This window comes from Pseudomonas viridiflava, from assembly GCF_900602065.1.
GTDB lineage: Bacteria > Pseudomonadota > Gammaproteobacteria > Pseudomonadales > Pseudomonadaceae > Aquipseudomonas.
Genome location: NZ_UWFN01000270.1, coordinates 1 through 319 on the forward strand (window position 1 = coordinate 1; position 319 = coordinate 319).

Consider the following 319-nt stretch of genomic DNA (forward strand, 5'->3'; position numbering starts at 1 on the left):
CCTGCCAGAAGGCCGGCGCCTCGTTCTCGACGAAGTTGCCGCGTCCGCGCCCGAAGTGCGCCACCGCCAGGTAGCGCAGGATGCCGACCACCACCAGATTGCGCATAAAGGCGTCGGTAAACTGCACGGCGGCCTGATTACGGTCGGTACTGGAATTGAAGCCCCAGGCCGCGCCCGCGAACGTCAGGGCGCCGACCACGCCGCCCAGCAAGGCGCCGCCGCCCAAGGTCAGCCCGCCCGCCATCACATCGGCGGACAATCCGGTCGCGGCGCCGGAGATCACCGCGCCCAGCAATCCAGCCTGCGCCTTATCTATAGG

The 319-nt window shown here is 68.7% G+C and carries 1 protein-coding gene; it reads right to left on the reverse strand.

Annotated features, from left to right (window positions below; all coding sequences use genetic code 11):
• Nucleotides 1–319: DUF3482 domain-containing protein (locus EE949_RS18245; protein ID WP_122665585.1), on the reverse strand; the 319-nt coding region annotated here is incomplete at both ends.